The sequence below is a fragment of the Pantoea sp. RIT-PI-b genome (assembly GCF_001187905.1).
Taxonomy (GTDB): Bacteria; Pseudomonadota; Gammaproteobacteria; order Enterobacterales; family Enterobacteriaceae; genus Pantoea; species Pantoea nemavictus.
Genome location: NZ_LGIS01000012.1, coordinates 779,985 through 806,399, shown reverse-complemented (window position 1 = coordinate 806,399; position 26,415 = coordinate 779,985). Strand labels below are relative to the sequence as shown.

The window sequence follows — 26,415 nt, the reverse complement described above, 5'->3', positions numbered from 1 at the left end:
TCAGAACCCTTGTGCGCTTGCTTTAACCAGCGCCGCCTCTTCCGCTTCAGCGCGCGGCAGGTCAGCAGTCAATTTGCCGCCGGACATCACCATGATGCGGTCGGCAACGGCCATGATTTCTTTTAGGTCAGAGGTTGAGAACACCACCGCAATCCCCTGCTCCGACAGCTTCACCATCATGCGGAACACTTCCGCTTTGGCGCCGACGTCGATACCGCGACTCGGCTCATCCAGCAGCAGCAAACGCGGGTTAGTCAGCAGCGAACGGCCAATCACCACCTTTTGCTGATTGCCGCCGCTTAACGCGCTGATGGCGACATCCGGCGAGGAGATTTTGATGGCCAGATTGCCCACCGTGCTGGCCACCACCTCGCGTTCGGCCTGCTCAGAGATCACCGTACGATGGGATAAGCGCCGCCACAGGCTGGCGATGGTCAGGTTGCTCGCCACCGACGAAATAGGAAAAATGCCTGAGCGTTTGCGATCTTCCGGTACCAAACTCATGCCCATGCGAATGCGTTCCGCGGTGGGAAGCCGCGTCGGCAGCGGTTTACTGTCAAGCCACAGTTTGCCCAGATAGCTGCGCTGGGTGCCGAGCAAGCACTCAAACAGCTCGGTACGACCGGCGCCCATTAAGCCGTAAATGCCGACAATTTCGCCGGAACGCACCTGAAAACTGACGTCATCGACCAGCGTGTTGCCGTTCGGGCTGACGCAGGTGATGTGTTCGGCTTCCAGCACCGGCGCGCCAAACTGCCGGTTCGGTGGCAGGAAGGTGTTAACCGGATCGCTGCCGAGCATTTCATGCACGATCCACGGCACGTCGATATCGCTCACCTGGGCTTCAGCCTGAAAACGGCCGTCGCGCAGAATGGTGATGACATCGCCAATTGCCATCAGCTCCTCCAGCCGATGCGAGATGTAGATGATGGAAACGCCCTGGCGCGTCAGTTCACGGATCACCCGAAACAGGATCTCCACTTCGGTTTTGCTCAGTGCCGAGGTTGGTTCATCCAGGATCAAAATGTCGGCATCTTCCGCCAGCGCTTTGGCGATCTCCACCAGCTGCTGCTGGCCGACTTTGAGGTTGCCGACCTTCTCATCCGGTGAAATGGGTTGGTCGAGGCGCTGCATCAGCGCGGCGGTGCGGCGCTTCTGCTCGGCTTCGTTGATCGGACGTATGCCGTGCTGAATTTCGCGACCGAGAAAAATGTTCTCTGCCACGCTAAGGTTTTCGAACAGGTTAAGTTCCTGATGCACCATGCCGATGCCGTGGCGCGCGGCGTCACGCGTGCTGCTGAACGCCACTTTTTGTCCGTTAAGAAACATCTCGCCACTGGTCGGCTGCTGCACGCCGGCGAGAATCTTCATGAGCGTCGATTTACCCGCCCCGTTCTCGCCGATGATGACGTTGACTTTGCCGCGCCATACGCGGTAATCCACGCGATCCAAGGCTAACGTGCCGGGAAACAGCATCGACATCTGATTGGCCTGCAGAATAATCTCGTCGCTCATCATGGATTCCCCTGCTGCAGCTGAATCGCCACCACATCGTCCACCGTGCCGGCGCCCATGCTGACCGCGAGTAGCGCCTGTGCTGGCTTACCCACCCAACTGGCATCCACCGCAGGCAGCTGCTTCACCGCATGGCGATTGAGCGCTTTGGTCAGTTGCGCGTATTGCACCTGATTGGTGAACTCTTCAAAACGGAAGCTGGCGGCATCGCGAATGGCATTGCCACGCAGTACCGGGCCGATCAGCACCTTCACCGGCTTGCCGTTGATGGTCATGGTGAGGCTGCGCTCACGTTCGTTGCGGGTATCAAACGCCGTCACCGTGCCCGATGCGCGCACAAACACGCTTTCGCTGCCGCCCGCTTTGACGGTATGACTTTTGGTTTCCATATCTGCCCAGCTCAGCGCCTGCTTCTCTGCAGGCTGCTGCACGCGGCTGGCCCAGCTCGATTCGGCGATCTGCTGCGGTGTCTGATCGCGGTAACCCGGCTTAGCGTTAGGATCTTTCGGCATGATGGGATTGCCATTGGCATCCAGATCCACCACGGTACAGGCGGCTAACATCAGCGTCAGCAGCGCGACCAGCACCTTGCCCTTCATGCCGACCGCCATCTTATTGCGCCAGCTTGAAGGTTTTCAGCTTCGAGGCATTGCTGTCATCAATCAGCACGCAATCCATCAGCTGCTTCTCTTCTTTCTGCGCTTTGCCGTTCTTCAGATAATAATCCACCTGTTCAACCGCCATCTGCGCCTGATCCCAGCCCGGCTGCAGCACCGTGGCTTTGATATTGCCTTTGTTGATGATGGAATCACGGGTGTAATCACTGCCGTCGAAACCCACGATAATTACATTGGTTTTACCCGCGGCTTTTAACGCCGCTTCAGCACCCAGCGCCATGGTGTCGTTACCGGAGATCACCCCGACAATGTTTGGGTTTTTCTGCAGGATGGTTTCCATACGACTAAAGGCTTCGGTCTGGCTCCAGTTGGCACTCTGCTGTGCCACCATTTTCAGATCGGGATAATCATCCAGCACATCGTGATAACCCTGCGAACGCACGCCCGCATTGGTATCAGACTCTTTCCCCAGCAGCTCCACATAATCGCCTTTGCCGTTCAGCAGCTTGGCGAACTTCTCCGCACCGAGCTGTGCGCCCTGATAGTTGTTGGAGACAATTTGTGCCACGGCGATGCCGGTTTTATTGATTTCGCGATCGATGAGGAAGGTTGGAATACCGGCATCTTTCGCTTTCTGTACCGGTCCAACGGTGGCATCAGCGCCGGCGTTATCAAGGATGATGGCTTTAGCTTTGCGCGCGATGGCGGTTTCGATCAGCTGGTTCTGCTTGTTGACGTCATCATCATGCGATGCCACCAGCGTGCTGTAGCCCAGCGCTTTGGCTTTTTCCTGCGCGCCGTCGGCTTCCGCTTTAAAGAACGGATTGTCGTGCGAGGGCGTAATAATGGCCAGCAATCCCTTATCTGCCGCGAGCGACGCTGCCGATATCATCATGATTGAAGCAAGTAGAGAGACTTTGAGAACAGAGGCTTTCATTTGTTATCTCCGATTGAATATATATTCAATTGCGATTTTATATGCATAATGACTATGCGCTGCCTTTCTGAGCACGTCCATTGCGCGATCCTCAAAAAGCGAAAACGATCACAAAATGTTCTGCGTTGTTATTTATGGGCGGCTGATTAACAATACCAGGCAGGTTAAGAGAGAGAAAAAACCATGGCAAAACAGGATGAACAGCGGCTGATGGTGAAAATCGCCACGCTCTATTATGTGGAAGGCAGGAAGCAATCCGACATCGCGCAGCTGCTGAAGCTGTCGCAATCCTTCGTGTCGCGCATTCTCAATCGCAGCGTAAAAGAAGGTGTGGTGAAGATCAGCGTGGTACCGCCCGCCAACGTGTTTCCCGAACTGGAAAAAGCCATTGAGCAGCTGTATCAACTGCCGCAGGTGATCGTGGTGGATGTGCCGGATCAGGCATCGGCTTTGCAGATCAAACAGGCGATCGGTTCCGCTGCCGCGCACTATCTGGAAACGCGTCTGCGTGCCGATGAGCTGATTGGCATTTCGTCCTGGAGCGGCACCATTCGCGCCATGGTGGATGCCCTGCATCCGCTGAGCGCGCCCTGTAAAGGTGTGATTCAGCTGCTGGGCGGCGTGGGCGCCAATGGCAACGTGCAGGCGACGATTCTGACGCAGAATCTGGCGGCGCTGCTGGATTGTCCAGCGTGGCTGCTGCCATCGCAATCGATTGAGCATTCGGTGCAGGATCGCCAGCGTTTGTCGGTTAATCCCGAGGTGGCGGTGGTACTGGAGAAGTTTGATCAGGTGGATCTGGCGATTGTCGGCATTGGCGATCTCGAGCCATCCGCCCTGCTACGTAACTCCGGCAACTATTACGACGGCGAGATGCTGCGCACGCTGGCCGAACGTGGCGCGGTGGGTGATATTTGCCTGCACTATTTCGATGCCGATGGTCAGCCGGTGCTGAGCGCGGCAGAAGATCCGGTGATTGGTATGGAGCTGGCGCAGGTTAAACGCTGTCCGCAAGTGGTGGCACTCGCCGGCGGCAAAGAGAAAGCGCAGGCGATTCGCGGCGCGTTACGCGGCGGCTACGTGCAGGTGTTGATTGTCGATTATCCGACGGCGAGATTATTGGCTGAGGGTTGATGTGGTGAGGTTGTTAGTCAGGTCGCTATGGTAGTGCGATTGTTGATAAGGTCGCCAGGAATGGCGACCTTATCAACATTACCCGATGGTGCGATACGCGGTGGTAACCTTCCACAAATAACGCGGGGCCTGCGCCGCCGGATGTTTGTTCTGGACGTGCTGGTAAAACTCATCCGGCGTCATGGAGTTGATCATCGCAATGGCACGATCGCGGTCGCGCGAGAAGGTGCGCAACAACGCCCCTGCACCGTTGGCGTAGGAAACGATGGTGGCATAACGCAGCGTCAGCGGATCGCGAATGCCGGCCAGCGCCGAGTCCTGCAGAATTTTCAGATATGCAGCACCGATATCGATGTTCTTCGCCGGGTCGCGCAGCTCAGAAGAGGACGGCTGACCATGGCGGCCTTGGGTGCGATAGACTTCGCGACCGGCGGTGGACGCCTTAATTTGCATCAACCCAACCGCATTGGAGCGGCTCACTACGGTGGGATTGCCTCCGGATTCGACACTAATAATGGCGCTGATTAACTTCTCATCAACGCCATAATGACTGGCGGCATCTTCGGTAAACATTGACCATGCATCATTCACTTTCGACGGCGGAGCCTGGGTTAACGGCGTATTCTTCTCGGGCAGTGCCGGTTTTTCCGGCTCACTTGAACAGCCCGCAAGCAGCAGTGCAGAAAGCATAAGTAGGCGAATTTTCACTGATTTTTGGTTCCGCAATAGGGTTGGCGCAAGCTATCATACCTGGCGCAGCGCGATGCAAAATTACCGTTTATCCTAAATCGATAAAAAACCTTATGCTACCGTGACTTCAATAACGCATTTCGACATCATCGGCAGGCCACTCTACAGCAGGATGGAAGTTATGTTTACTCCCCGCACGCTACGTCTCATCGCCCCTTCCGGCTATTGCCACAATCAGGACGCCGCCCAGCGCGCGGTCAGCCGTTTACAGGCCGCAGGCCATCACCTACAGAATCAATCAGCGATTACTCGCCGCTATCAACGTTTTGCTGGTGATGATGTTGAGCGGTTGGATGATATCAATGGGTTGGCAACGCTGGAACATCTACCCGATATCGTGCTGGCCGTACGCGGCGGTTATGGCGCATCACGGTTGCTCGATAAGATCGATTACATCGGCCTGCAGCGTCGATTGCTCAATCAGCCGGTGGCGCTATGTGGACACAGCGATTTCACCGCCATTCAGCTAGCACTGCTGGCGCAAACTGGCCTGGTTACCTTCAGTGGGCCGATGCTGGCCAGTAACTTCGGCGCAGAGGCATTATCTGATTTTACCGAGGCACACTTTTGGCAAGCGCTAACATCACCTACAGTTAACCTAAACTGGCGTAGTGAAAGCCCGGATCAGGGCCGTTGGCAAGGTACGTTATGGGGCGGCAATTTGGCGATGATATGCTCGCTGATTGGTACGCCGTGGATGCCGCAAATTGAAGGCGGTATTCTGGTGATCGAGGATGTCAACGAGCACCCGTTCCGCATCGAGCGTATGCTGATTCAGCTGCAGCAGAGTGGCATTTTGCCGCGCCAGCAAGCGATTATCACCGGCAGCTTTACCAGTACCTCGCTGTCGGCTTACGACAATGGTTTTGATTTCGCCACCGTGTGGCAGCGCATGCGTGACGCGTACCAGATTCCTGTAATTAGCGATCTGGCTTTTGGTCACGATGCCGACACCGTGACGCTGCCGCTGGGTGCCAGCGCCACGTTGCAGATTGAGAATGGAGAAGCACAGTTCGCCTTCACCGGCCACCCGACATTGCGCTAACGTTTTGCCGCAGGAGACCGACAATGAAGCCACTGTACGACGACTTGTGGATCTCCACGCCCGAATTCCCCGCCGAAGAGACGGCAAGCGATTTGATGATGCACGGCTTTATGCTGCGCCATCCGCGCGGTAATTTGCTGATTGGTCGCGTGGAGCATCCGCTCGACCACGAATTCCTCGACGAGGCTGGCGGGGTTATCCGCCACTATTTCACGCACTGGCATGAAGCGGCGCCGGGCGCGATAGCCATTCAGCAACGCTTTAATAGCGCAATCTACTGCCATAGCCGTTCGCTTGGGCCGGTTAGCTTAGTGATTGAGCCTGACGAAACCTTCACGCAGCAAGAGACGCACTTCGGCGATTTTCACCTATTGCCCACGCCAGGCCACACGCCCGGCAGCAGCAGCTATCTCTATCACTCTCCGCTCGGCCATACTTATCTGTTTGTCGGCGATACCTTGACCCGCGACTACCATCGCTGGATCAGCGTGCTGATGCCAGAGAGTAATCCCAGCGAGTTGCAGCAGTCGCTGGAGCTTTACCGCTCATTGCGGCCTGATGTGGTATTGATGAGCACCACGCGCGGACATCTTTCGTGGGCGAAGGTGAATTTACAGAGCTGGCTGGCCGCCATTGATGAGGCGGAACAGTCGCCGCTGGATTTGCGCCAGCGGCAATTGATTTGAATCAGGAGTTCGGGCGCGCGCTGTCGTCGTAACGTTCCAGTGAAAGAATCTGCGCATCGCGCTTCTCCGTGCGGCTGCACGGCAGCAGCTTATTGCTGTCGGCATAGACAAAGAAGGTTTCATCGTTGTTTTTATTGACGATTAACTGATCGCCATTACGAAAACGGGTGATGGCAACTTTATCTCCCCCTTTCAGGCTGGTGCGCTGCTGCCCGGCGGCAATCTGGAAATGGCGCGTCGGCCACATCAAGGTGCTTAAGCCATATTCGGCACGCGATACCGTCATGGTGGGACGGCCGGGACAGGTGATTTGATATTCGGTTTCGCTCCAGGCGGGCGCAATCTGACAAGCCAGCACGCCAACGGCCATTATTATCGCCTTCATTGGATTCTCCGCTGAGGTTACATGATGATTTCGTTGGAATTTTCTTGCTCGGAGGGTAACACAAATTAATCGCTAATGGCATTGCTGCTGCGGCTAGCCGTATCAACCGCGCAGCAGCAATGCTATCAAATGGACAGCGTGATCAGATTACCAGCAGTGAGAATCACTCAGCGGCCACCTGCGCGGCCACTAACATCAATGCCAGCCCAGCCTCTTCGGCTTCAAAACGCTGCATCACTTCCTGGATGGCCGCTACACAGCTCATAATCTGCTTTTTTTTGTCGGCTTCTAATTTGTCGATCGCGTGCTGAAGAATCATTAAACTCGCTTCTTCTTCTTTCATTCATTTACCCTTGTTTTGCTTACCTGGTGCGCAACGCTGGCAAGAATAACGTTTATCTGCTACTAAAGTCACCCCCTTACATTCCTTCCGCTTAACGATTATACAAATGACAAATGGGAAGCAGCGTCAGACCTGCTATGATCCACTTATCAGTACGCATTGGCGTGCCATGGCAAACCAGGGAATGAAGCAGGTGCTCATGTGGCGAATCACGGTTGTACTCACCCTTTTAGTTTTAGCTGGCTGCAGTTCGGCACCCAAAGGTGTCGACTGTCCGGGCGACGTGTCGACGATTTATGGCCAGTCAATGGGCAATACTCAGGCACGAATTTTTGATTTGGTGAGCGCGTTTGCCGTCTCCCGCGATGGGGTAAAAGTCCAAAGCGGCACGCTGCACTCTACCGATCGCTTCCAGTATGTGCCCTCGGCGATTACCGCTGAAGGTTTCTATGCGCAACGCCTGTCGGATAAACAGTTCCGCCTGATCAATCCCTACCAGAACACCATGATCACCTGGACGTGCCCATAAGCCGTGCGCCGTCGCGCGCGATGGTTTATTCTCCGGCTATCTTACGTTACGGATCGGCTTTATGGAAAAGTGTCTGGATAACAACGGCTATATCGATTTCCCCTTCCCTGCCAGCACCAATGCAGATGGCTCAGTCAACCCGTGTGGATTTGACCTCACGCTGGAAACCACGCGGATTGATGAGATTGCCGCCGGGCAACATTCTGAAAATTTGCGCCGTCTGCTGGAAGAGGTAAATTTGCAGGATGGCCTGTTTATGACGCTGGCCTGCGACTGGCAGCAGCGTGAAGACGGGGTATGTGGTTTTATCGATGTGGCGTTTCGCCCGACGCTAGCAAGCGCCAGCAGTGAAGAGACACAAAGTCTCGATCAGGCGTTTGAGCTCTACCTCAGCCGCCAGGAAAAACAGCACAACATGCAGAGTGGCACGCTAATCAATTACGCGCGCGCCGTGCTCGATTGGAGCTGGTCACCGCTGCATCAGCGTCATATACGCTACGAGAAGGTCACCTTGCGCTATTACTGCCAGCAGGCCGACGATGCAGAATGGTGTTTTGATCATCTGCGCCACTTTTTGGTCAGCTGGTATCCCGCCTATCGGGGAAAACAGTAATCGTTTTTATGCCTAATTAGGCCGCACTAAACGGATGGCGTGCTCCAACATGCGCTGTTCGTCCCGCTCATCATGCGCTCGCTGATGGCGAGTGCGCTGCAGCAGCGTGGTGATCTCCTCCCGCCGGGTCTCATGCCCCAGCTCGGTTAATACAATTACGGCATCGCCGATCACCCGGCACACTTCATCATAATCGTCTTCATTCAGCACATCGCGTTTCATGATTCCTCCCGTTTAAAAGGGTCCGTTTGCGTGCAGAAAAGTACACTTGAGCACTTTTTAGTCTGGGCAGAATTTTCGCGTACTGCAAATTGCTGTTACAACCTTTACCGCTGCGTCATTTGCCGACTGCAGTTTCTCTGACTACGCTAAGTAAGACATTCACCACTATCAGGGAGTTATCATGAGCGACAAAGCGGAAGCAAAATTGAATGAAGCGGCAGGTGCCGTCCAGGAAAAATTTGGCGAATTCACCGGTTCACGCCGTCAGCAAGCTAAAGGCGCGGCGCGTCGTTATCCGGCTCAGGCCAGCTATGCGGTTCAGGATGCAGCGGATTGTGTGGTGAAATCGGTACGCGATAATCCCGCGACCGGTCTGGCTGTTGCAGCCAGCATTGGTGTGATTGTCGGTTTTCTGCTCGGACGGAAATAATCCGTCAAAACGGGGCCGCGCTGGCCCCGTTCTTCATGTTTTGTGGGATGATAATCAAACCTGCGCTCGCCGCGCCTTATAGCGCGCTACCATGGTCATCAGCGCCTGATAAATTAAGCCTGCATACAAGCTCATCACGATCACCATGCCTATCTCTTTGCCTTGTGCCTGCCATGAAACAAACCACATGAAAATGCCCCACAACAGCGAAAACAGCAGCCAGCCTTTGACGAACTTGATCACACCTTGCATACCACCTCCTCAATCGTAAGCGCTGAAGATAACGGTTTAATCGCTATGACACACGGCTGTAAATGTTTAAATGCTAGCAGTTTCAAATTTCTGTGAAAGGGATTGTAAACCCGTAATGATGTTGAATATTGCGCACGCGTCGCATATCGCCGACCGCGCATTTATGTTTGAATTCCCGCCAATACTGTCCGGCACGTGGTTGAAATGACTTATTTAAGTAATATCCAAAATTTTATTGAAGGCAATACGGTGTTGTCTGCCGCATTTAGCCTATTGTTACTGATGTTTGCCGGCATGATTGCGCATCTGATCTGCAAATTCTTCATCGTTAAAGTCGTCAGAAAGGTGTTCTTCAGCACGCATAAAAATCAGGTGCCGCTCGATAAGGACGTGCGACTTTCGGAGAAACTCTCCAACTTTATTCCGGTCATTACCGTCTATTATCTGCTGCAGTTTATGCCGGATTTGCCCGAGCATCTTTTGATAGCGATAAAGACCATCTGCGGCATTCTGTTCTTCGTCTATTTATCGTTGTTCTTTACCGAAGTGCTGGAGATTGTTAATAACTCTTACTCCAAAAAAGCCAAACGCAAGAATCATTCAATCAAAGGCTATATTCAGGTCGGTAAGATTCTGGTGCACATTATTTCGGCGATCATGATTTTAGCGATTATGTCGAATAAGTCGCCGGTGATCATTATCTCCAGTTTAGGTGCCGTGGCTGCGGTATTAATGTTGGTGTTCCAGCATACGTTGATGTCGCTGGTGGCCAATATTCAGGTATCTTCGAACGATGTTTTGCAACTCGGTGACTGGATCGAAATGCCGGACAACGGCATCAGCGGTGAAGTGATCGATATCGCGCTGCACACCATCACCATACGCAACTGGGATAATACGCTGTCGCGCATCCCGACCAAAAATTTCCTCACCGAAACCTACACCAACTGGCAGGCGATGTTCTCCTCCGGCGCACGCCGCATTATGCGCAGTTTTCATCTTGATCAAATGTCGATACGTTTTCTCGACCATGACATGGTGCAGCAGATGAGCCAGATCCGTGGCGTCAGTGAGCAGCTTTCGGCATTGATGGATGGCCGCGACAGCAATGCGGTGGGCGAACGCTGGTTTGCTGAAAACGGCATCACTAATCTGACCGTGTTTCGTAAATACCTGACGGCGTGGCTGTCGCAGCGGGACGATATTAAGAAGGATATGTATATCGTAGTGCGCGCGATGAAACCGTCGCCTGAAGGGCTGCCGGTGGAGGTCTATTGCTTTACCTCGTCAGTGCTGTGGGTGGATTACGAGAACTCCCAGTCGGCCATTTTCGAATATATCTATGCCATTGTCGGTCAATTTTCGCTGCGGATGTATCAACATCCCGGCGGCAGCGATTTCTGGCGACTTTCTCAGGAGCGTGCGCAGCAGGCAACCTCCAATGATCAGCAAGTCGACTAATCTGTCGATAAACAACGGGAGCCAGTGGCTTCCGTTTTTTTTCTGACCCGTTGCGCGGCAATACCCCGTGCAGATGTATGGCGTGTTAATCGCCGACTCTCCCCCACATATTAATTTTCCATCTGAAGCATAGTTGTCTACGCTAAGTAACAACGAAACCCTCTGGACAAACTTTCAGAATGTTAAAAATATTCTCCAGATTTTTTTCAGTTGGGATCATCAACACGCTGATTCATTGGGTGGTATTCGCGCTAATATATTCTCAACACGTTAGTCAATGGCTGGCAAACTTCATTGCTTTCAGCGTTGCCGTAACATTTTCATTTTTTGCTAATGCAAAATGGACGTTCAAAACCCAAATAACGCCTTTTCGTTATGTCATGTTTGTTGCTTTTATGGGGGCTATGGCCGCCGGTATTGGCTTGCTGGCCGATCATACTCATATCAACCCGTTCATTACGCTTGTTACTTTCTCGGCTATAAGCCTCATATTTGGCTTCATCTATTCAAACTTTATCGTTTTTAGGGTGAACAAATGAAAATTTCCCTCGTTGTTCCCGTATTTAATGAAGAAGATACCATTCCCCTATTTTATAGAGCTGTGAAAGAAAAACTCTCCTCCTACAATGTTGAGATTGTTTTTGTTAATGATGGCAGCACGGATCGAACAGAACACATCATTCAGTCGTTGAAGGAGAAGGATGAGTCAATTTTGTCGGTTACCTTTATTCGCAACTTCGGTAAAGAACCGGCTTTGCTAGCGGGGCTTGAGCATGCAACCGGCGATGCGGTGATCCCGATTGATGTAGACCTGCAGGATCCGATAGAAGTCATTCCCTTGCTAATCGAAAAATGGCAGGAAGGATGGCCGATTGTTCTGGCTAAACGCATTGATAGAAGCAGTGACAGCTTTTTTAAACGCCAAACCGCCAGCTGGTTCTACAAACTCCATAATGTGATCAGCTCACCAGAGTTAGAGGAAAATGTGGGAGACTTTCGTTTACTTTCCCGTGCTACGGTTGAAAATATAAAGCGGTTACAGGAACACAATCTCTTCATGAAAGGGATTTTAAGCTGGGTTCAAGGCGATGCAGCGATAGTCACTTATAATCGCTCTGAGCGTGTTGCAGGTAAGCCTAAGTTTAACGGATGGAAACTGTGGAATTTGGCACTTGAGGGTTTCACCAGCTTCTCAACATTTCCATTAAGAGTGTGGAGCTATATTGGCTTCTTTGTGGCGTTCTTATCATTCATTTATGCAATTTGGATGATTATCGATAAGTTGGTGTGGGGGAATGCGGTAGCCGGTTATCCTTCAATATTAGTTTCAATACTCTTTTTAGGGGGGGTACAGCTAATAGGCATCGGAGTATTAGGTGAATATATCGGCAGGATTTATATTGAATCAAAACATAGACCACGATATATAAAAAAGGATGCGAATGATAAACATGATGTTAAATAACTTTAAAGCCTTTATTTTTAATATTAACCCAATGAAAAACGGGAGCCATTGGCTCCCGTTATGCTTTCTGCCTGAGCGGCAAATTACATGTTGCTGATGATCGCGTCACCAAACTCTGAACATTTCAGCAGTTTAGCGCCGTCCATCAGACGTTCGAAATCGTAGGTCACGGTCTTGTTAGCGATGGCGCCTTCAACACCTTTCACGATTAAGTCAGCCGCTTCGAACCATTCCAGATGACGCAGCATCATTTCTGCAGACAGAATCACTGAACCTGGGTTCACTTTATCCTGACCAGCATACTTCGGTGCTGTACCGTGCGTCGCTTCGAACAGCGCACATTCGTCACCGATGTTCGCGCCTGGTGCGATACCGATACCACCAACCTGTGCCGCCAGGGCATCAGAGATGTAGTCACCGTTCAGGTTCATACAGGCGATCACGTCGTATTCAGCCGGACGCAGCAGGATCTGCTGCAGGAAGGCATCGGCGATCACGTCTTTAACGATGATCTCTTTACCGGTGTTCGGGTTTTTGAACTTCATCCACGGGCCGCCATCGATCAGCTCGCCGCCGAACTCTTCTTTCACTAACTGGTAGCCCCAGTCTTTGAAAGAGCCTTCGGTGAACTTCATGATGTTGCCTTTGTGAACCAGGGTCAGAGAATCACGATCGTTGGTGATGGTGTACTCAACCGCTGCGCGCACCAGACGTTTGGTACCCTCTTCCGAGCATGGCTTAACGCCGATACCACACTGCTCTGGGAAGCGAATTTTCTTCACGCCCATCTCTTCACGCAGGAACTTGATCACTTTGTCCGCTTCTGGCGTGCCCGCTTTCCACTCGATACCCGCATAGATATCTTCTGAGTTTTCGCGGAAGATCACCATATCGGTCTCTTCTGGACGCTTAACCGGGCTTGGCGTGCCTTTGTAGTAGCGAACCGGACGCAGACAGACGTACAGATCCAGCTCCTGGCGCAGCGCAACGTTCAGGGAGCGAATACCGCCACCGACTGGGGTCGTCAGCGGGCCTTTGATGGCAACGCGGTATTCTTTGATTAAATCGAGGGTTTCTTGCGGCAGCCAGACATCCTGGCCATAGAGTTCTACTGATTTTTCGCCGGTATAAATTTCCATCCAGGAAATTTTTCGCTCGCCGTTGTAGGCTTTCTTCACAGCGGCATCAACCACTTTCAACATTACCGGGGAAACATCAACGCCGATACCGTCACCTTCAATGTAAGGAATAATCGGGTTATTCGGAACATTCAGTTTTCCCTGATCCAGGGTGATTTTTTGACCTTCCGCCGGAACAACTACTTTGCTTTCCATCAACCTCTCCTTCGAGCGATTTTTTGTTAATGATTTGTAAGATGCGGGTCAATACTACTTGATTATTTCCGCTACGCCAATCACCGTAGTTTCGCGCTATAATGCGCCGAATGTTTCCGACTGCAAAGCCCATGCGAAAAACTTCTCAACGATTTCACCAGGATAAGCGCGCAAGCGCCCCGGCACGCAAGCCCGTGCGCCGCGATACCCGCCCGAAAGGCCCAAGACGCGTCATACTCTTTAACAAACCTTTCGATGTTTTGCCGCAATTTAGTGACGAGGCCGGACGCCGGACGCTGAAGGATTTTGTACCGGTCAGCGAGGTTTATGCCGCGGGCCGCCTCGATCGCGATAGCGAAGGTTTGATGATTTTAACCAACGACGGCGCGCTGCAGGCGGCGCTGACGCAGCCCGGCAAGCGCACCGGAAAAATCTATTTTGTGCAGGTGGAAGGTGCGCCGCAGGAATCAGATTTATCCCAGTTACGTAGCGGCGTTACGCTGAACGATGGTCCAACCTTGCCGGCAGGCGTCGAGTTAGTCGCTGAGCCCAAGTGGCTGTGGCCACGCCAGCCGCCGATTCGCGAGCGCAAAGCGATTCCCACCAGCTGGCTGCAAATCACGCTGTTTGAGGGACGTAACCGGCAGGTGCGCCGCATGACGGCACATATTGGTTTTCCCACGTTGCGCCTGATTCGCTTTGCGATGGGTGAGCACCAGTTGGGCGATTTGGCGCCGGGCGAATGGCGCGATATCAGCGCCACCATTTAATAACTTTTAGTTAACAATTCCGGAGGAAGGATGTTTAAACCTCATGTAACGGTCGCCTGTATTGTGCAGGCTCAGGGACATTTGCTGGTGGTTGAAGAGCGGGTGCACGGCCGTATTACCTGGAATCAACCTGCCGGACACCTTGAGGCCAATGAAACTATTCAGGAAGCCGCGCAGCGCGAACTGTTCGAAGAGACCGGTATTGATGCTCAGCCCGAGTATTTTCTCGGCGTGCAACAGTGGATTGCGCCGGACGATACACCTTTTGTGCGTTTCCTGTTTGGTCTCGATCTGGCCGAAAAAGTCGAAACGTCGCCGCACGATCGCGACATTGATTGCTGCTGGTGGCTGCCGCCAGAGCAGATTCTGACGGCCAATCGCCTGCGTTCGCCGTTAGTCGCAGAGAGCGTTCGGTTGTGGCAACAAGGCGCGCGTTATCCGCTGCATCTGGTCGCGCCGTTCCAGTGGCCGTTTCATGAGGGTGCGCGCCCCGCTTCTGCATGATAGAATGCGCCGCCTGTTTTTATCGTAATTTAAGAGTGCGTCATGTCTGACAACAGCCAGAAAAAAGTGATCGTCGGAATGTCCGGCGGCGTCGATTCTTCCGTTTCCGCCTGGTTACTGCAACAGCAGGGCTATCAGGTTGAAGGCCTGTTCATGAAGAACTGGGAGGAAGACGACGGCGAGGAGTATTGCACCGCCGCCGATGATCTGGCTGACGCACAAGCCGTGTGTGACAAACTCGGCATCAAACTGCATAAAATCAACTTCGCCGCTGAGTACTGGGATAACGTGTTCGAACACTTCCTGGAAGAGTACAAAGCGGGACGCACGCCGAATCCCGACATCCTGTGCAACAAAGAGATCAAGTTCAAAGCCTTCCTCGAATTTGCGGCGGACGATCTCGGCGCAGACTATATTGCCACCGGCCACTATGTGCGCCGCCAGGATGTTGAGGGCCAAAGCCGCCTGTTGCGCGGCCTCGACGGCAATAAAGATCAGAGCTACTTCCTCTATACCCTGAGCCACCAGCAGATTGCGCAAAGCCTGTTCCCGGTCGGCGAACTGGATAAGCCGGAAGTGCGTCGTATTGCTGAACAGCTCGACCTGATCACCGCGAAGAAGAAAGATTCCACCGGCATCTGCTTTATTGGCGAACGCAAGTTCCGCGATTTCCTTGGCCGCTATCTGCCCGCCCAGCCGGGTGCAATTGAAACCGTTGACGGCGACATCGTCGGTGAGCATCAGGGTTTGATGTATCACACGCTCGGCCAGCGCAAAGGGTTGGGGATTGGCGGTCGTAAAGAGAGCAATGACGATCCCTGGTACGTGGTCGATAAAGATGTGGCGCGCAATCGCCTCGTTGTGGCGCAGGGCGCCGAACATCCGCGTCTGATGTCGGTGGGCTTGATGGCCCAACAGCTGCACTGGGTCGATCGCCAACCAATCACCGCTCCGTTGCGCTGCACGGTGAAAACCCGCTATCGCCAGACTGACATTCCGTGCGAAATCATTCCGCACGGCGACGACCGTATTGAAGTCCGTTTTGACGAGCCGGTAGCGGCGGTCACGCCAGGCCAATCCGCCGTGTTTTATCTCGGTGAAGTGTGCCTCGGCGGCGGCATTATCGAACAACGCCTGCCTCTGGCAGAAGCCTAAGGTCGGCGCTGCCCGACGCGATGACAGGAGTTAAGCGTGGCTAAGAACTATTATGAGATTACGCTGGCGCTGGCGGGTGTCTGCCAGGCGGCCCATGTGGTGCAGCAACTCGCGCAGCAGGGCCAGTGCAATAATGCCGCCCTGAATGTGTCGCTGCGCAGCTTGATCGATCTCAACCCCGGTTCGACGCTGGCGGTGTTTGGCAACGATGAAGCCAACCTGCAGCCAGGATTAGAGACCTTAATGGCGGTGCTCAACAGCAGTAATCGTCAAGGCGCCAGCGCAGAACTGACGCGCTATACCCTGAGTATGATGGTGCTGGAGCGTAAGCTGCACGGTAATAAAACCGCGATGAATACGCTGGCACAACGCATTAGCCAGCTTGATCGCCAACTGGCGCATTACGAGCTGGAATCGGACACTATCACCAGCGCCATGGCCGGGATTTACGTGGATGTGATCAGCCCATTAGGCCCACGCATTCAGGTCACCGGTTCGCCGCAGGTATTACAGAATTCACAAGTGCAGAGTAAAGTGCGCGCCGCCCTGCTGGCCGGCATTCGCTCTGCGGTGTTATGGCAGCAGGTTGGCGGTGGCCGTCTGCAGCTGATGTTTTCGCGCCAGCGTCTGCTGAGCGAAGCCAAAACCATTTTATCCCGCCTGGGCCCGGCGTATTAAGCGCCGCCCCGGCATCATTGTTAAACGATTCAGGAGTTGCACTGATGGAATTATCCTCTCTGACCGCCGTTTCACCTGTCGATGGTCGTTACGGCGATAAAGTCAGCCCACTGCGCGCCATTTTCAGCGAATTCGGTCTGCTGAAATTCCGCGTTGAGGTTGAGGTTCGCTGGTTACAAAAACTGGCTACGACTGTAGAGATCAAGGAAGTTCCTGCATTTGATGCCGACGCAAACGCTTTCCTTGATGCGATTGTCGCCAATTTCAGCGAAGAAGACGCTGCACGTATCAAAACCATCGAGCGCACCACCAACCACGACGTAAAAGCCGTGGAGTATTTCCTCAAAGAGAAAGTGGCCGATGTTCCGGCGCTGCATGCGGTGTCTGAGTTCATCCACTTCGCCTGCACCTCTGAAGATATCAATAACCTCTCTCACGCGCTAATGCTGGAAACCGCACGTCGCGAGGTGATCGTGCCGTTCTGGAACCAGCTCATCGATGCCGTAAAAGGGTTGGCGCACGAGTATCGTGACATTCCGCTGCTGTCGCGTACCCACGGCCAGCCGGCAACGCCGTCAACCATGGGCAAAGAGATGGCAAACGTGGCGTACCGTCTGGAGCGCCAGCTGCGTCAGCTCAGCAAGATTGAAGTCCTCGGCAAAATTAACGGCGCGGTTGGCAACTACAATGCCCACATCTCCGCTTATCCGGAAGTGGACTGGCACCAGCTGAGCGAGCAGTTTGTCACCTCACTGGGCATCACCTGGAACCCGTACACCACGCAGATCGAGCCGCACGACTACATCGCCGAGCTGTTTGATTGCATCGCACGTTTCAACACCATTCTGATCGACTTTGATCGTGATATCTGGGGCTATGTAGCGCTCAATCACTTCAAACAGAAAACCATCGCCGGTGAAATTGGTTCTTCAACCATGCCGCATAAAGTGAACCCGATTGACTTCGAAAACTCCGAAGGCAACCTCGGTCTGGCTAACGCGATGATGCAGCATCTGGCCAGCAAACTGCCGGTTTCACGCTGGCAGCGTGACCTCACTGACTCTACCGTGCTGCGTAACCTCGGTGTCGGCATCGGCTATGCGCTGATCGCTTATCAGGCGACGCTGAAAGGCATCTCTAAGCTGGAAGTGAACCGCGATCGTCTGCTGGATGAACTGGATCACAACTGGGAAGTGCTGGCCGAGCCAATTCAAACCGTGATGCGCCGTTACGGCATCGAGAAGCCGTACGAGAAGCTGAAAGAGCTGACGCGCGGTAAACGTGTTGATGCCGCTGGCATGCAAGCGTTCATCGATAGCCTTGCGTTGCCGGAAGAGGAAAAAGTGCGTCTGAAGCAGATGACGCCAGCCAACTACCTTGGCCGTGCGATTCAGATGGTTGATGATTTGCAGTAAATCTCAACAACAGGCGTGTTCAATGTTGGGCACGCCTCTATTAACAAACGTTGATCTCTTGTTTAGCTGGCTTCGCATATACTTTTCTCCATCATTATTGAGTCGGAAGCTAAGGAAATACTATGCGTGTTCTGGTTGTGGAAGATAACGCGCTGTTGCGCCATCACCTCGCCGTGCAGTTGCGTGAAATGGGCCATCAGGTCGATGCCGCAGAAGATGCCAAAGAAGCAGATTATTTCCTGCAGGAGCACATGCCCGATATCGCCCTTGTCGATCTGGGATTGCCCGACGAAGATGGCATGTCGTTGATCCGTCGCTGGCGCACCGATGCCGTACGTCAACCGATTCTGGTATTGACCGCCCGCGAAGGCTGGCAGGCAAAAGTCGAAGCGCTGGAAGCCGGTGCCGACGACTACGTCACTAAACCTTTCCATATTGAAGAAGTCGCGGCGCGTCTGCAGGCGCTAATGCGTCGTAACAGCGGCCACGCGTCACAGATTATTTCCATGCCGCCGTTCCAGGTCGATCTGTCACGCCGTGAGCTAACGGTGCAGGATCAACCGGTAAAACTTACCGCTTTCGAGTACACCATCGTTGAAACGCTGATTCGCAACGCGGGTAAAGTGGTGAGCAAAGATTCACTGATGCTGCAGCTCTATCCGGATGCGGAACTGCGCGAGAGTCACACCATTGATGTGTTGATGGGCCGCCTGCGTAAAAAAATTCTCTCGCTCTATCCGACCGAAGTGATTAACACCGTGCGCGGCCAGGGTTATCGCTTTGATCTCTGATTTATGACGTGGTTAAAACGCTTTCGCCCCTTCTCGTTACGCGCCCGTTTCCTGCTGGCAACGGCGGCGATCGTCCTGTTTTTATCGCTCTCCTACGGCATGGTTGCCGTCGTGGGTTACGTAGTTAGCTTCGATAAAAATACCTACCGCGTGATGCGCGGCGAAAGCAATCTGTTCTTCACGCTGGCGCAGTGGCAAGACGACAAGCTCACCATCGCCCAGCCGGAGCGCATGACGCTCAACTTCCCCACGCTGGTGTTTATCTACGATGAACACGGCAAACTGCTGTGGCAGCAGCGTGACGTGCCGGACATCCGCAAAAAGATTCGCCGCGAATGGCTGCTCAAGCCCGATTTTTACGAAATCGACACCAGTAATCGCACCAGCATGGCGGCGATGGGCAACAATCCACAGGCAAAAGAGCGGCTGCACGCGCTGGATAGTGACAGCAACGATACCTTTACTCACTCGGTAGCGGTCAATCGTTACGATGCCACCACCAACCTGCCGGCGCTGACCATCGTGGTTGTCGACTCAATTCCGCAGGAGTTGCAGCATTCCGATGTGGTGTGGTCGTGGTTTAGCTATGTGCTGGCCGCCAACCTGCTGCTGGTGATCCCGCTGTTGTGGCTGGCGGCGCACTGGAGTTTACGACCAATTGGCGATCTCACCGCGCATGTGCGCGAGCTGGAAACCGGCCAACGCGAGAATCTCGATGATAATCCGCCGCAGGAGTTGCGCAGCCTGGTACGCAATCTCAACCTGCTGCTGACCAACGAACGCCAGCGTTATACGCGCTATCGCACCACCCTGTCGGACGTGACGCACAGCCTGAAAACCCCGCTGGCGGTGCTGCAGAGTACGCTACGCTCGTTACGCAGCGGCAAAGAGTTAACCGTGGAACAGGCGGAACCGGTGATGCTGGAGCAGATTAGCCGTATCTCCCAGCAGATTGGCTATTATCTGCATCGCGCCAGCATGCAGGCCGATCACAATCCGCTGCAGCGCGATTTGCATTCGGTTTCGGCGCTGCTCGACAGCCTGTGTTCGGCTCTCAACAAGGTTTATCAGCGTAAAGGCGTGGCGATCACCCTGGATATCTCTCCCGAGCTGACCTTTATCGGCGATAAAAATGACTTTATGGAAGTGCTTGGCAACGTGTTGGATAACGCCTGCAAATACTGCCTGGAGTTTATTGAAGTCACCGCACGCCAAACCGACAAAACCCTGCATCTGTTTATTGATGATGATGGCCCGGGCATTCCAGAAAGCAAACGCGATCTGATCTTCGTGCGCGGTCAGCGCGCCGATACGCTACGTCCCGGCCAGGGATTAGGTTTGGCCGTGGTGCGCGATATCCTCGAACAGTACGCCGGTCAGGTCATCGCCACCACCAGCCCGCTTGGCGGCGCGCGGATGGAAGTGATTTTCCAGCGCCAGGAAGTCGAGCATCACCGCGAGTAGAAAGGGACGCGGGCTGTTATACTTGCCATCATTCTTTGCAGCAAACGGACTCCGCATATGGACTATCAGCTCGACATCAACTGGCCCGACTTTATTCAACGCTACTGGCAGAAACGCCCGGTGGTGCTTAAACGGGGTTTTAAAAACTTCGTCGATCCTATTTCTCCTGACGAGCTGGCCGGTCTGGCAATGGAAAATGAGGTGGATAGCCGTCTGGTTAGCCATAACGAAGGCAAATGGCAAGTTAGCCACGGCCCGTTTGAAAGCTACGATCATCTCGGTGAGAGCAACTGGTCGCTGCTGGTGCAGGCGGTCAACCATTGGCATGAGCCTTCGGCTGCACTGATGCGCCCGTTCCGTTTCCTGCCCGACTGGCGCGTTGACGATCTGATGATCTCCTTCGCCGTGCCGGGCGGCGGCGTGGGCCCGCATTTCGACCAATATGATGTGTTTATCATTCAGGGCACCGGCCGTCGCCGCTGGCGCGTGGGTGAAAAAGTGCCGTTGAAACAGCACTGCCCGCATCCAGATCTGCTGCAGGTTGAACCGTTTGACGCCATCATTGATGAGGAGATGGAGCCGGGCGATATTCTCTATATTCCGCCTGGATTCCCGCACGAAGGCTATTCGCTGGAGAACGCCATCAACTATTCGGTGGGCTTCCGTGCACCGAACGGTCGCGAGCTGATCAGCGGTTTTGCCGATCACATGCTGGCTAACGAATTGGGCAGCTATCGCTACAGCGATCCGGACGTGCCGTCACGTGATTGCCCGTCGCAAATATTGCCGTCGGAGCTGGAAGGCATCCGCAAAGTGATGATGGATGTGATCAACCAGCCAGAGCAGTTTAACCAATGGTTTGGCGAGTTTATTTCTCAGTCGCGTCATGAGTTGGATGTCGCTCCGCCGGAGCCGCCTTATCAGCCGGATGAAATTTACGATGCATTGCAGCAAGGCGATGCGCTGACGCGTCTTGGCGGCCTGCGCGTGTTGACCATCGGTGATGCGGTGTTTGTGAACGGTGAATCAATCAGCTGCAACCATCCGCAGGTGCTGGCGGCATTGGCGCACAATCATGTGCTGACGCTGGAAGATTTTGGCGATGCGCTGGGCGATCCGTCAATGCTGGCGCAGCTGGCGGCGCTGGTTAATAGCGGGTATTGGTTCTTCGGCGAGTAAGTTGGTGTTACGGTCGCCATGAATGGCGTAATGCCGATCAGTTAAGCACTGAGCAACTTTCGTTCGCCATCTGCTGGGGCAGTTTCAGCTATGTCGTGCGGCGACCGAGCAGAGGGCGTCTGGCCACGCCCTCTGCACTCCGGGCCCTGCGCCAGCCCATCCCGCCGCTTCGCGGTGCCTTCACTCCCTCACGATTCCTGACGGACCGGCGGCGATTCGCTCCTGCTCAGCGCCGCCTCTCGCCGCATCCCTGCGGCTCGCCCTGGAATCCCTCACTCACTCAGCGGGCTGGGATGTCGCCTCAACCCCCACGCTGCAGCATCAATGCGTCTTACTGATTCATCATCGCTAAAACACCTGTAGGGTCGCCATTCATGGCGACCAGGGAACCCCAACTGAGCCAGTACGCTGCTTAACTGACGTGCATTACGCCATGAATGGCGACCCTAAATTTTACAGGGTGCGCATTTATGCGCACCTGGTTACTGTCACTTTTTCTGCCCCGCCAACTCAGCCAGCCGCACAATCACCTCTACTGACTGCGCCATCACGTTGAGTGAGGCGAACTCGTGCTTGCCGTGATAGTTGTAGCCGCCGGTGAACAGGTTCGGACATGGCAACCCTTTCCACGACAGCGCAGATCCATCGGTACCGCCGCGAATCGGTTTAACGTTCGGTTCAATGCCACAATCGCGCATCGCCTGCAGCGCCAGCTCAATAATGTGCGGATGCGGTTCGACTTTCTCACGCATGTTGCGATAGCTATCGCTGATCTCTACCTTCACTGAACATTCGCTTTGCAGCCCCTGGCTCACACGTTGGCCAATCTCTTCCAGCAGCTGCTTGCGCTGGGCATAGCTATCCGCGTCAAAATCACGAATCAGATACATCAGTTCGGCATGCTCAACCGTACCTTTGATGGTGTGCAGATGGAAAAAGCCTTCGTAGCCATCGGTATACTGCGGCTTCTCTTTTGCTGGCAGCTCCGCGTGGAAGCGCATCGCCAGATCCAGCGCATTGACCATCACATTTTTAGCGCTGCCCGGATGGACGTTATTGCCAGTGATCTTGACCATCGCCGTGGCGGCGTTGAAGTTCTCGAATTCGAACTCGCCGAGATCGCTGCCATCCACGGTGTAGGCCCAATCGGCGGCAAAACCTTCCACGTCAAAGTGCGACGCGCCACGGCCAATCTCTTCATCGGGGGTAAAAGCCACCCGAATTGCACCGTGCGGAATATCACTGTTCGCCAGACGCGCCATCGCCGTCATGATCTCGGCGATGCCGGCTTTGTCATCGGCGCCGAGCAGGGTTTTACCGTCGGTGGTAATCAGCGTGTGGCCAATCAGCTTATGCAGGATTGGGAACATCACCGGCGACAGAACTTCATCGCCGTTGCCCAGCGCAATGTCACCCCCGCGATAGTTTTCAATAATCTGCGGATTAACGTTTTTGGCGGTAAAATCCGGTGACGTGTCCATATGCGAAATAAAGCCGATTACCGGCGTGGCCCAGTCGACATTCGCCGGTAAGGTGCCCATTACGCAGCAATGGTCGCTTAAAGAGACATCAACAAAGCCCAGCGCAATAAGTTCTTCCTGTAATTGACGCGCCAGCGCCCACTGCCCTTCACTGCTTGGCACCTGTCGCGCCTGAGGTTTTGACTGAGTTTCTACTGCGACATAACTGAGAAAACGCTCAAGTAATTGATCCATCTGTCATCCCTCTTAAGAACCTGCGTCATTATCATGGTGGCCTGGAGCCCCCATGTTGCGTCAAATCATTATCCTTCAGGTTAGCTCTCTCAGCGTGAAATGCGCTGAAAATTCACTCACCGTCGCCTGTACGACTTGCCCGTTACGCATACTCCGGCATTTTTCAGAGTTTTCAAGGTAAATCCGTGGCAAAACATGGCATTGACGCTTTTTTGCGGTATCATCGCGCCCTTCATCACAGCAAGCTGGCACCAGCGGCTATGCTGTAACCTGATTCACCATCAGACTGAGTGACTAAAATGACGCAAACACGCGATCTCGCGCTGGTTACGCTTTCTGGCATCAGTAAAGCTTTCGATGGCAAAACCATCATCTCTGACTTCGATCTGACCATCCGTCACGGCGAATTCATCACGCTGCTCGGTCCGTCCGGCTGCGGTAAAACCACCATTTTACGCCTGATTGCCGGACTGGAAGATGCCGATTCCGGACATATCATTCTTGATGATAATGACATCACCGACCTGCCAGCCGAACATCGCCACATCAATACGGTATTTCAGAGCTATGCGCTGTTTCCGCACATGTCGGTATTTGAAAACGTCGCCTTTGGCCTGCGCATGCAGAAAACCCCAGCCGCCGAGATCACGACACGTGTCAACGACGCGCTGGCGATGGTGCAGCTGGAGAGCTTTGCCGATCGGCGTCCGCATCAGCTCTCCGGCGGGCAGCAACAGCGTGTAGCGATTGCGCGTGCGGTGGTTAATCGCCCGAAAGTGTTGCTGCTGGATGAGTCGCTTTCGGCGCTGGATTATAAGCTGCGTCGCCAGATGCAAAACGAGCTGAAAGCGTTGCAGCGCAAGCTTGGCATCACCTTTGTGTTTGTCACCCACGATCAGGAAGAAGCGCTGACCATGTCCGATCGCATCGTCGTGATGCGCGATGGCCGCATCGAGCAGGACGGCACGCCGCGTGAGATTTATGAAGAGCCGGCTAACCTGTTTGTGGCGCGCTTTATTGGCGAGATCAACGTGTTCGATGCCGAAGTGCTGAATAGCGAAAAGGCGCCCACTATCCTTGCGCGCGTTGAAGGGCGTGAATGTGAGCTGCAGTGTGATTTTCCGGTTAACGCCGGCGATAAGCTGCATGTGCTGCTGCGTCCGGAAGATCTGCGCGTGGAAGAGATCGATCATGACAGCCGCAGCGATAACCTGATCGGCTACGTCCGTGAGCGCAACTACAAAGGCATGACGCTGGAATCCACCGTTGAACTTGAGAACGGCAAGCTACTGACGGTGAGCGAGTTCTTTAATGAAGACGATCCCGATTTTGACCACTCGCTGAACCAGAAAATGGCTGTCAGCTGGGTAGCGAACTGGGAGGTAGTGCTGCCGTATGAAACGGATGCGTAACCGTCTACAGAAAGTGATTGTGCTACTTATCGTCAGTTGGCTGACGCTGTTTGTGCTGCTGCCCAACCTGATGATCTTCGCCACCAGCTTCCTGACGCGCGACGATGCGCATTTTGTCAGCATGGCCTTCACCCTGAATAACTATACGCGGCTGCTCGATCCGCTGTACGCCGATGTGCTGCTGCACTCGCTGAACATGGCGTTTATCGCCACGCTCTGCTGCCTGCTGCTCGGTTACCCGTTTGCCTGGTGTCTGACTAAACTACCGGCGCGCCTGCGTCCGATGATGCTGTTCCTGCTGATTGTGCCGTTCTGGACCAACTCCTTGATACGCATCTACGGGCTGAAGATCTTTCTCAGCACGCGCGGCTGGCTCAATGAGTTTTTGCTGTGGCTCGGGGTGATCGATAAACCCTTTCGCATTATGTACACCTCGGAAGCGGTGATATTAGGGCTGATCTACATTTTGCTGCCGTTTATGGTGCTGCCGCTCTACTCCAGCCTGGAAAAACTGGATAAATCCTGCCTCGAAGCGGCGCGCGATCTCGGTGCCAATAAAGTGAAAACCTTTCTGCGCATTATTTTACCGCTCACCATGCCGGGCATTGTTGCGGGTTGTCTGCTGGTGTTTATTCCGGCGATGGGCCTGTTCTTTGTTGCCGATTTGCTGGGCGGCGCGAAAAACCTGTTGATTGGCAACGTGATCAAAAGTCAGTTCCTGAATATCCGCGACTGGCCGTTTGGCGCGGCCACCAGTATTGTGATGACGCTGCTGATGGGCTTGATGCTGCTGGCCTACTGGCGCGCGGCGCGTATGCTGAACAGCAAAGTGGAGCTGCAATGATGGCGCGCTGGTTACGCGGCGGCTTTATGGCCGTGATTTACGCCTGGTTTTATATCCCGATCATCATTCTGATCGTCAACTCCTTCAACAGCTCGCGCTTTGGCATCAACTGGCAGGGTTTCAGCACCCAGTGGTATCGCCTGTTGATGAATAATGACAGCCTGATTCAGGCGGCGCAGCATTCGCTGATCATGGGCGTGCTGTCGGCCAGTTGTGCCACAATTATCGGCTCGCTGACTGCGGTTGCACTCTATCGCTATCGTTTTCGCGGTAAACCCTTCGTCAGCGGCATGCTGTTTGTGGTGATGATGTCGCCCGATATCGTGATGGCCATTTCGCTGCTGGTGCTGTTTATGCTGTTGGGCATTTCGCTTGGTTTCTGGTCGCTGCTGTTCTCACACATCACCTTTTGCCTGCCGTTTGTGGTGATCACCGTCTATTCGCGCCTGAAAGGTTTTGATGTGCGCATGCTGGAAGCCGCTAAAGATCTTGGCGCCAGCGAAGTCACCATTTTGCGTAAAATTCTGCTGCCGCTGGCGCTGCCCGCTGTCGCGGCGGGCTGGTTGCTGAGCTTTACCCTGTCGATGGACGACGTGGTGGTTTCGTCATTTGTCACTGGCCCGAGTTTTGAAATCTTACCGTTAAAAATTTATTCGATGGTCAAAGTTGGCGTGTCACCCGAAGTGAATGCGCTGGCGACGATTTTGCTGTTGCTGTCGCTGTTGTTGGTGGCGCTCAGTCAGCTGTTGCTCCGAGATAAAACTAAATAG

At 53.9% G+C, this 26,415-nt stretch carries 30 protein-coding genes; 20 read left to right on the top strand and 10 right to left on the bottom strand.

What is annotated here, in order from left to right; translation table 11 throughout:
* From AC790_RS05480 to AC790_RS05470, 3 genes are read right to left on the bottom strand one after another with little or no spacing between them, the layout of a single operon-like run.
* Nucleotides 1-1,515 carry a sugar ABC transporter ATP-binding protein gene (locus AC790_RS05480; protein WP_036621842.1) on the bottom strand — a complete coding sequence of 505 codons (1,515 nt, stop codon included), beginning with the start codon at nucleotides 1,513-1,515 and terminating at the stop codon, nucleotides 1-3.
* Complete coding sequence (locus tag AC790_RS05475; RefSeq protein WP_049851223.1) at nucleotides 1,515-2,114, bottom strand: DUF2291 family protein; 600 nt, start codon at nucleotides 2,112-2,114, stop codon at nucleotides 1,515-1,517. Before AC790_RS05475 ends, AC790_RS05480 begins: the two co-directional genes overlap by 1 nt.
* A 13-nt stretch (nucleotides 2,115-2,127) precedes the next feature.
* Nucleotides 2,128-3,069 carry a D-ribose ABC transporter substrate-binding protein gene (locus tag AC790_RS05470; protein WP_049851129.1) on the bottom strand — a complete coding sequence of 314 codons (942 nt, stop codon included), beginning with the start codon at nucleotides 3,067-3,069 and terminating at the stop codon, nucleotides 2,128-2,130.
* Nucleotides 3,070-3,252: 183 nt separating this feature from the next.
* Here AC790_RS05470 and AC790_RS05465 point away from each other — a divergent pair, with 183 nt between their 5' ends.
* Nucleotides 3,253-4,203, top strand: coding sequence for a sugar-binding transcriptional regulator (locus AC790_RS05465; RefSeq protein ID WP_007891536.1), 951 nt, complete (start codon nucleotides 3,253-3,255; stop codon nucleotides 4,201-4,203).
* Between the two features lie 78 nt (nucleotides 4,204-4,281).
* Here the strand turns inward: AC790_RS05465 and emtA are convergent, their stop codons facing one another.
* A complete protein-coding gene (gene emtA / locus AC790_RS05460) occupies nucleotides 4,282-4,911 on the bottom strand; it encodes a membrane-bound lytic murein transglycosylase EmtA (RefSeq protein ID WP_072093393.1) in 630 nt (209 codons plus the stop codon).
* 163 nt (nucleotides 4,912-5,074) lie between these two features.
* Between emtA and ldcA the strand changes: the two genes are divergently transcribed.
* Together ldcA and AC790_RS05450 are read left to right on the top strand one after the other, a co-directional pair.
* The gene (gene ldcA, locus AC790_RS05455) at nucleotides 5,075-5,998 is read left to right on the top strand and encodes a muramoyltetrapeptide carboxypeptidase (RefSeq protein ID WP_049851128.1); all 924 of its coding nucleotides are present in this window, start codon (nucleotides 5,075-5,077) and stop codon (nucleotides 5,996-5,998) included.
* A gap of 23 nt (nucleotides 5,999-6,021) precedes the next feature.
* Complete coding sequence (locus tag AC790_RS05450) at nucleotides 6,022-6,684, top strand: MBL fold metallo-hydrolase (RefSeq protein ID WP_007891525.1); 663 nt, start codon at nucleotides 6,022-6,024, stop codon at nucleotides 6,682-6,684.
* 1 nt (nucleotide 6,685) lies between these two features.
* Here the strand turns inward: AC790_RS05450 and AC790_RS05445 are convergent, their stop codons facing one another.
* Both AC790_RS05445 and AC790_RS05440 read right to left on the bottom strand, forming a co-directional pair.
* Nucleotides 6,686-7,069 (bottom strand): hypothetical protein, encoded by a 384-nt coding sequence (locus tag AC790_RS05445; RefSeq protein WP_049851127.1) that lies wholly within the window; start codon nucleotides 7,067-7,069, stop codon nucleotides 6,686-6,688.
* 163 nt (nucleotides 7,070-7,232) lie between these two features.
* Nucleotides 7,233-7,412 carry a hypothetical protein gene (locus tag AC790_RS05440; RefSeq protein WP_049851126.1) on the bottom strand — a complete coding sequence of 60 codons (180 nt, stop codon included), beginning with the start codon at nucleotides 7,410-7,412 and terminating at the stop codon, nucleotides 7,233-7,235.
* 199 nt (nucleotides 7,413-7,611) lie between these two features.
* On the opposite strand from AC790_RS05440, the gene AC790_RS05435 reads away from it, so the two are divergent.
* Nucleotides 7,612-7,941 carry a hypothetical protein gene (locus AC790_RS05435; RefSeq protein WP_049851222.1) on the top strand — a complete coding sequence of 110 codons (330 nt, stop codon included), beginning with the start codon at nucleotides 7,612-7,614 and terminating at the stop codon, nucleotides 7,939-7,941.
* A 61-nt stretch (nucleotides 7,942-8,002) separates the two neighbouring features.
* Nucleotides 8,003-8,554: a hypothetical protein gene (locus AC790_RS05430; protein ID WP_049851125.1), complete on the top strand. Its 552-nt coding sequence runs from the start codon at nucleotides 8,003-8,005 to the stop codon at nucleotides 8,552-8,554.
* Nucleotides 8,555-8,566: 12 nt separating this feature from the next.
* Here AC790_RS05430 and AC790_RS05425 read toward each other — a convergent pair whose 3' ends face one another.
* A complete protein-coding gene (locus AC790_RS05425) occupies nucleotides 8,567-8,776 on the bottom strand; it encodes a DUF2767 family protein (protein ID WP_007891512.1) in 210 nt (69 codons plus the stop codon).
* Nucleotides 8,777-8,957: 181 nt separating this feature from the next.
* Here AC790_RS05425 and AC790_RS05420 point away from each other — a divergent pair, with 181 nt between their 5' ends.
* A complete protein-coding gene (locus AC790_RS05420; RefSeq protein WP_007891510.1) occupies nucleotides 8,958-9,206 on the top strand; it encodes a CsbD family protein in 249 nt (82 codons plus the stop codon).
* Nucleotides 9,207-9,260: 54 nt separating this feature from the next.
* Here the strand turns inward: AC790_RS05420 and AC790_RS05415 are convergent, their stop codons facing one another.
* Nucleotides 9,261-9,458, bottom strand: a complete 198-nt coding sequence (locus tag AC790_RS05415; protein WP_007891509.1) for a DUF6404 family protein — start codon at nucleotides 9,456-9,458, stop codon at nucleotides 9,261-9,263.
* 204 nt (nucleotides 9,459-9,662) lie between these two features.
* Here AC790_RS05415 and AC790_RS05410 point away from each other — a divergent pair, with 204 nt between their 5' ends.
* The 3 genes from AC790_RS05410 (at nucleotide 9,663) to AC790_RS05400 (ending at nucleotide 12,384) form a co-directional block, all read left to right on the top strand.
* Nucleotides 9,663-10,919, top strand: a complete 1,257-nt coding sequence (locus AC790_RS05410) for a mechanosensitive ion channel family protein (protein ID WP_049851124.1) — start codon at nucleotides 9,663-9,665, stop codon at nucleotides 10,917-10,919.
* A 179-nt stretch (nucleotides 10,920-11,098) separates the two neighbouring features.
* Nucleotides 11,099-11,458: a GtrA family protein gene (locus AC790_RS05405; protein WP_007891506.1), complete on the top strand. Its 360-nt coding sequence runs from the start codon at nucleotides 11,099-11,101 to the stop codon at nucleotides 11,456-11,458.
* Complete coding sequence (locus AC790_RS05400; RefSeq protein ID WP_007891502.1) at nucleotides 11,455-12,384, top strand: glycosyltransferase family 2 protein; 930 nt, start codon at nucleotides 11,455-11,457, stop codon at nucleotides 12,382-12,384. Before AC790_RS05405 ends, AC790_RS05400 begins: the two co-directional genes overlap by 4 nt.
* Nucleotides 12,385-12,467: 83 nt before the next feature.
* Here the strand turns inward: AC790_RS05400 and icd are convergent, their stop codons facing one another.
* Entirely contained in the window at nucleotides 12,468-13,718 is a 1,251-nt protein-coding gene (gene icd, locus AC790_RS05395; protein ID WP_007891496.1) for an NADP-dependent isocitrate dehydrogenase, read from the bottom strand.
* Between the two features lie 131 nt (nucleotides 13,719-13,849).
* Here icd and rluE point away from each other — a divergent pair, with 131 nt between their 5' ends.
* The 8 genes from rluE to AC790_RS05355 all read left to right on the top strand — a co-directional run bounded on the left by rluE (nucleotide 13,850) and on the right by AC790_RS05355 (nucleotide 21,674).
* Complete coding sequence (gene rluE, locus AC790_RS05390) at nucleotides 13,850-14,488, top strand: 23S rRNA pseudouridine(2457) synthase RluE (RefSeq protein WP_369817575.1); 639 nt, start codon at nucleotides 13,850-13,852, stop codon at nucleotides 14,486-14,488.
* A 30-nt stretch (nucleotides 14,489-14,518) separates the two neighbouring features.
* The gene (locus AC790_RS05385; RefSeq protein WP_049851122.1) at nucleotides 14,519-14,992 is read left to right on the top strand and encodes an NUDIX domain-containing protein; all 474 of its coding nucleotides are present in this window, start codon (nucleotides 14,519-14,521) and stop codon (nucleotides 14,990-14,992) included.
* 42 nt (nucleotides 14,993-15,034) lie between these two features.
* On the top strand, nucleotides 15,035-16,147 hold the full coding sequence (mnmA, locus tag AC790_RS05380) for a tRNA 2-thiouridine(34) synthase MnmA (RefSeq protein WP_049851121.1): 1,113 nt from the start codon (nucleotides 15,035-15,037) through the stop codon (nucleotides 16,145-16,147).
* 36 nt (nucleotides 16,148-16,183) lie between these two features.
* Nucleotides 16,184-16,825, top strand: coding sequence for a high frequency lysogenization protein HflD (gene hflD / locus AC790_RS05375; RefSeq protein WP_049851120.1), 642 nt, complete (start codon nucleotides 16,184-16,186; stop codon nucleotides 16,823-16,825).
* Nucleotides 16,826-16,869: 44 nt separating this feature from the next.
* Entirely contained in the window at nucleotides 16,870-18,240 is a 1,371-nt protein-coding gene (gene purB / locus AC790_RS05370) for an adenylosuccinate lyase (RefSeq protein ID WP_007885712.1), read from the top strand.
* A gap of 122 nt (nucleotides 18,241-18,362) precedes the next feature.
* Entirely contained in the window at nucleotides 18,363-19,031 is a 669-nt protein-coding gene (gene phoP / locus AC790_RS05365) for a two-component system response regulator PhoP (RefSeq protein WP_007885713.1), read from the top strand.
* Nucleotides 19,032-19,034: 3 nt separating this feature from the next.
* A complete protein-coding gene (phoQ, locus tag AC790_RS05360) occupies nucleotides 19,035-20,495 on the top strand; it encodes a two-component system sensor histidine kinase PhoQ (RefSeq protein ID WP_007885714.1) in 1,461 nt (486 codons plus the stop codon).
* Between the two features lie 57 nt (nucleotides 20,496-20,552).
* Nucleotides 20,553-21,674, top strand: coding sequence for a cupin domain-containing protein (locus AC790_RS05355; protein WP_049851119.1), 1,122 nt, complete (start codon nucleotides 20,553-20,555; stop codon nucleotides 21,672-21,674).
* A gap of 488 nt (nucleotides 21,675-22,162) precedes the next feature.
* On the opposite strand, the gene pepT is transcribed toward AC790_RS05355, so the two are convergent.
* Nucleotides 22,163-23,389, bottom strand: a complete 1,227-nt coding sequence (gene pepT / locus AC790_RS05350; protein WP_007885720.1) for a peptidase T — start codon at nucleotides 23,387-23,389, stop codon at nucleotides 22,163-22,165.
* A gap of 299 nt (nucleotides 23,390-23,688) precedes the next feature.
* Between pepT and potA the strand changes: the two genes are divergently transcribed.
* From potA to potC, 3 genes are read left to right on the top strand one after another with little or no spacing between them, the layout of a single operon-like run.
* Nucleotides 23,689-24,801 carry a spermidine/putrescine ABC transporter ATP-binding protein PotA gene (gene potA, locus AC790_RS05345; protein ID WP_007885722.1) on the top strand — a complete coding sequence of 371 codons (1,113 nt, stop codon included), beginning with the start codon at nucleotides 23,689-23,691 and terminating at the stop codon, nucleotides 24,799-24,801.
* Nucleotides 24,785-25,645 (top strand): spermidine/putrescine ABC transporter permease PotB, encoded by an 861-nt coding sequence (gene potB / locus AC790_RS05340; RefSeq protein WP_049851118.1) that lies wholly within the window; start codon nucleotides 24,785-24,787, stop codon nucleotides 25,643-25,645. Before potA ends, potB begins: the two co-directional genes overlap by 17 nt.
* Nucleotides 25,642-26,415: a spermidine/putrescine ABC transporter permease PotC gene (gene potC / locus AC790_RS05335; RefSeq protein ID WP_007885724.1), complete on the top strand. Its 774-nt coding sequence runs from the start codon at nucleotides 25,642-25,644 to the stop codon at nucleotides 26,413-26,415. The genes potB and potC overlap by 4 nt, the downstream gene beginning before the upstream one ends.

Coding starts and splice junctions, on each gene's coding strand:
- phoQ (WP_007885714.1), top strand. CDS start 19,035: ATGACGTGGTTAAAACGCTTTCGCCCCTTCTCGTTACGCGCCCGTTTC.
- icd (WP_007891496.1), bottom strand. CDS start 13,718: ATGGAAAGCAAAGTAGTTGTTCCGGCGGAAGGTCAAAAAATCACCCTG.
- AC790_RS05430 (WP_049851125.1), top strand. CDS start 8,003: ATGGAAAAGTGTCTGGATAACAACGGCTATATCGATTTCCCCTTCCCT.
- ldcA (WP_049851128.1), top strand. CDS start 5,075: ATGTTTACTCCCCGCACGCTACGTCTCATCGCCCCTTCCGGCTATTGC.
- phoP (WP_007885713.1), top strand. CDS start 18,363: ATGCGTGTTCTGGTTGTGGAAGATAACGCGCTGTTGCGCCATCACCTC.
- potB (WP_049851118.1), top strand. CDS start 24,785: ATGAAACGGATGCGTAACCGTCTACAGAAAGTGATTGTGCTACTTATC.
- pepT (WP_007885720.1), bottom strand. CDS start 23,389: ATGGATCAATTACTTGAGCGTTTTCTCAGTTATGTCGCAGTAGAAACT.
- rluE (WP_369817575.1), top strand. CDS start 13,850: ATGCGAAAAACTTCTCAACGATTTCACCAGGATAAGCGCGCAAGCGCC.
- purB (WP_007885712.1), top strand. CDS start 16,870: ATGGAATTATCCTCTCTGACCGCCGTTTCACCTGTCGATGGTCGTTAC.
- AC790_RS05435 (WP_049851222.1), top strand. CDS start 7,612: ATGTGGCGAATCACGGTTGTACTCACCCTTTTAGTTTTAGCTGGCTGC.
- AC790_RS05470 (WP_049851129.1), bottom strand. CDS start 3,069: ATGAAAGCCTCTGTTCTCAAAGTCTCTCTACTTGCTTCAATCATGATG.
- AC790_RS05355 (WP_049851119.1), top strand. CDS start 20,553: ATGGACTATCAGCTCGACATCAACTGGCCCGACTTTATTCAACGCTAC.
- AC790_RS05415 (WP_007891509.1), bottom strand. CDS start 9,458: ATGCAAGGTGTGATCAAGTTCGTCAAAGGCTGGCTGCTGTTTTCGCTG.
- AC790_RS05480 (WP_036621842.1), bottom strand. CDS start 1,515: ATGAGCGACGAGATTATTCTGCAGGCCAATCAGATGTCGATGCTGTTT.
- AC790_RS05385 (WP_049851122.1), top strand. CDS start 14,519: ATGTTTAAACCTCATGTAACGGTCGCCTGTATTGTGCAGGCTCAGGGA.
- AC790_RS05465 (WP_007891536.1), top strand. CDS start 3,253: ATGGCAAAACAGGATGAACAGCGGCTGATGGTGAAAATCGCCACGCTC.
- AC790_RS05425 (WP_007891512.1), bottom strand. CDS start 8,776: ATGAAACGCGATGTGCTGAATGAAGACGATTATGATGAAGTGTGCCGG.
- AC790_RS05410 (WP_049851124.1), top strand. CDS start 9,663: ATGACTTATTTAAGTAATATCCAAAATTTTATTGAAGGCAATACGGTG.
- AC790_RS05475 (WP_049851223.1), bottom strand. CDS start 2,114: ATGAAGGGCAAGGTGCTGGTCGCGCTGCTGACGCTGATGTTAGCCGCC.
- mnmA (WP_049851121.1), top strand. CDS start 15,035: ATGTCTGACAACAGCCAGAAAAAAGTGATCGTCGGAATGTCCGGCGGC.
- AC790_RS05450 (WP_007891525.1), top strand. CDS start 6,022: ATGAAGCCACTGTACGACGACTTGTGGATCTCCACGCCCGAATTCCCC.
- AC790_RS05420 (WP_007891510.1), top strand. CDS start 8,958: ATGAGCGACAAAGCGGAAGCAAAATTGAATGAAGCGGCAGGTGCCGTC.
- AC790_RS05445 (WP_049851127.1), bottom strand. CDS start 7,069: ATGAAGGCGATAATAATGGCCGTTGGCGTGCTGGCTTGTCAGATTGCG.
- AC790_RS05400 (WP_007891502.1), top strand. CDS start 11,455: ATGAAAATTTCCCTCGTTGTTCCCGTATTTAATGAAGAAGATACCATT.
- potA (WP_007885722.1), top strand. CDS start 23,689: ATGACGCAAACACGCGATCTCGCGCTGGTTACGCTTTCTGGCATCAGT.
- AC790_RS05440 (WP_049851126.1), bottom strand. CDS start 7,412: ATGAAAGAAGAAGAAGCGAGTTTAATGATTCTTCAGCACGCGATCGAC.
- AC790_RS05405 (WP_007891506.1), top strand. CDS start 11,099: ATGTTAAAAATATTCTCCAGATTTTTTTCAGTTGGGATCATCAACACG.
- potC (WP_007885724.1), top strand. CDS start 25,642: ATGATGGCGCGCTGGTTACGCGGCGGCTTTATGGCCGTGATTTACGCC.